The 2,500-nt window shown below is 46.8% G+C and carries 3 protein-coding genes and 1 pseudogene; all 4 read right to left on the bottom strand.

The genetic code is table 11. The annotated features are described in order from the left end of the window. Positions 1-11: 11 nt before the first annotated feature. Positions 12-845: a thermonuclease family protein gene (locus B3O33_RS10605; RefSeq protein ID WP_292362235.1), complete on the bottom strand. Its 834-nt coding sequence runs from the start codon at positions 843-845 to the stop codon at positions 12-14. A 3-nt stretch (positions 846-848) separates the two neighbouring features. After that, positions 849-1,715, bottom strand: a complete 867-nt coding sequence (ubiA, locus tag B3O33_RS10600) for a 4-hydroxybenzoate octaprenyltransferase (protein ID WP_292362234.1) — start codon at positions 1,713-1,715, stop codon at positions 849-851. Continuing rightward, positions 1,712-2,266, bottom strand: coding sequence for a chorismate--pyruvate lyase family protein (locus tag B3O33_RS10595; protein ID WP_292362233.1), 555 nt, complete (start codon positions 2,264-2,266; stop codon positions 1,712-1,714). Before B3O33_RS10595 ends, ubiA begins: the two co-directional genes overlap by 4 nt. 13 nt (positions 2,267-2,279) lie before the next feature. Next, positions 2,280-2,500: pseudogene (locus B3O33_RS10590) on the bottom strand (ATP-dependent DNA helicase RecG); the annotation flags it as partial.

The raw sequence follows: 2,500 nt of genomic DNA, 5'->3' as shown, positions 1-2,500 counted from the left end.
CGAATAAATCTTTAATCCAATAGCTTGATTGCACTGGGATGCTTTATATACATACTGTATTGATCACCCCGTTTCGACATCCAGCCATGGACTTCCAGAGGCTTGTTCAAATAGTCTTCTAATGGCGGAAACAGGGTCTGCTGTTTTTTGGCAATACGCAGGCTTACCGTGTTGTTGACCTTTAATACCCAGTAATCCCGGGTTTGTGATTTTGATTTGGCCGTTAATCGCCAGCGTTGCCAGCCTCGATAGGCCGTTTCATTAATCGTTGACACTTTACGAGGTTGATATTGTTTATCCGCCCATATGCCTTTTTTCTGTTCTAAAGCTTGTTCTTGGGCTGCTATCAACTGGTCTGCATAGTGTAAATTAGGTGGCTGCAAAGTCAGTGCTGCCAGACCCTGTTGCAACAGTTTTTCGTTAATAAAGTCACCTTCCGGTGTCCAGGCATAAGCCAACAGACGATCATAACGATCACGTTTTTCAGCATCATATTGCAGATAGACCTGCCCCTGTTTTAACTGATTTCTTAACCAGTCCCTGGCTGCGATACCACCGGGTTCGGCTTCGCGGTGCCGTGAACTGATTTCCGGCGTATTGATACTCAGTAACCTGACCCGTTCATTATTTTCCAGTACCAGTGTATCCCCGTCATAAACCCGTTTTACATTAAATAAATAACGATTGGAATTGGGTTGAAGATCGAGAACCTCAGCAGCCGGGTCAACCGGTTGATCTGAGAAAATTTGCCGACCGCTTTCATCTTTCCATTGATAAATCTCGGTGGCACCGACCGAAAAAGATAAGCAAACCAGCAGAAAAACCGAATAGCAATATCTCGCCATCAATTAAACCAGACTGTAATGCAGAACAATACTGAAAAACACCACCGCGCCTACCCAGTTATTATTCAGAAAGGCTTGTAAACAGGCATTTCGCTCACGATCTTTGCTCAGGCGTAATTGATAAATAAACAGCATAGTCGCTATCAATAAGCCCAGGTAAAACACCATGCTCAGCTGCAATTGCAGACCTATCAGGAGCATGATCAGCAAAAAACCAAGTTGTAATAATGCTTGAATCAACAAGTCATTTTTACCGAATAAAATCGCGGTTGATTTCACCCCGGCTTGCAGATCATCTTCACGATCGGCCATTGCGTAAAAAGTGTCGTACATGGTGGTCCACACAATATTGGCCACAAACAACCACCAGACAATACTTGGTAATGTATTGGTCTGAGCGGCAAACGCCATCGGAATCGCCCAGCCAAACGCCATGCCCAATACCAGCTGTGGCAGATAGGTAAAGCGTTTCATAAAGGGATAAATCGCAGCCAGCAGAACCGCAATCAATGACAGTGCGATAGTGAAGCTATTTAGCTGCAACACCAGAATAAACGCTACTAAGGCCAGGGTCACAAATGTCAGCACCGCCTGCTTTGCCGTTAATGCACCGGTGGCTAAAGGCCGGTTTTCCGTGCGCCACACCTGACCATCAATATGCCGATCGGCATAATCATTGATGGCACACCCTGCGGCTCGCATCAACACTACCCCAGCGATAAAAATCAGCAGGATCTTGATATCTGGTGATCCACCCGCCGCTATCCATAATGCAGTTAATGTTGGCCACAACAACAGTAAAATACCAATAGGCCGATTCATTCGTGTCAGTTGCCAGTAAGGCTGCAGACGACTCCATAAACTTGTCATATCGACCAATCCTGATTTGGTAAAAACATTTCGCAGACCAGTAAGCTGTTCTCAGCAAAATAAAAACAGGATCGCCTTGCCCACATAATCGCTTTGTCATCCATTTCAATACCGTGGTGTTTTGCCCGTTCAAACAGGCTGTGTCCTGCCCGCAGACTGGTCACTTCAAGTGGGCCGCGTTTGATTGCCGGATCAGTAAACAGAATTTCACCCAGTGACCGGTTTCCCAGATGATGAATATGTAAATGCGCCTGCAAGGCCTGATAACTGGTCCGCGGCACAATGGTACGGGCGAAGACACGGGCTTCATCCCCGTCGCGCAAAATCACCTCACGACAATAGGCATGTTCATGTAACGGTTGCTCAAGCTTCAAAGCCTCCTCAGTCAATGGTTTCTGCCAACCGGATTGTTGCAAATCCACACTGAACTGCTGCTGACTGGTTTGTTGCAGACGCAAGGTTAACGAACCTTTATCGGACAGCCAGCCAGCCAATTCGTTTGGCAGCTTTGCATTCGCGGCAGGTTGCCAGTGTGCTTGGCTTTTTATCATAAAAAATTGGAACTCATACTTGTCCGAAGTTCAGTTTAGTGCCGAACCAGCGGTTAATTAAGGGTGCTACGTTTTCAGGATGTTGAGTGATTAATGTTTCAGCTGCCTTCGTCACTGCTGGCAATAAATCCTGATCGGCCAGCAAATCAGCCACCCTGAATTGAGGTAAACCGGTCTGCCGTGTGCCCAAAACCTCGCCCGGCCCCCGAATTTCCAGATCGCGCTGGGCAATCA

Origin of the sequence: Methylophaga sp. UBA1464 (genome assembly GCF_002325665.1) — a bacterium.
In the GTDB taxonomy this organism is placed as follows: Bacteria; Pseudomonadota; Gammaproteobacteria; order Nitrosococcales; family Methylophagaceae; genus Methylophaga.
The sequence above is the reverse complement of the archived record's forward strand: the minus strand, read 5'-3'. Positions and strand labels throughout refer to the sequence as shown.

Excerpts from the sequence above, each read along its gene's own strand:
- B3O33_RS10605 (WP_292362235.1), bottom strand. The coding sequence starts at position 845 with ATGGCGAGATATTGCTATTCGGTTTTTCTGCTGGTTTGCTTATCTTTT.
- ubiA (WP_292362234.1), bottom strand. The coding sequence starts at position 1,715 with ATGACAAGTTTATGGAGTCGTCTGCAGCCTTACTGGCAACTGACACGA.
- B3O33_RS10595 (WP_292362233.1), bottom strand. The coding sequence starts at position 2,266 with ATGATAAAAAGCCAAGCACACTGGCAACCTGCCGCGAATGCAAAGCTG.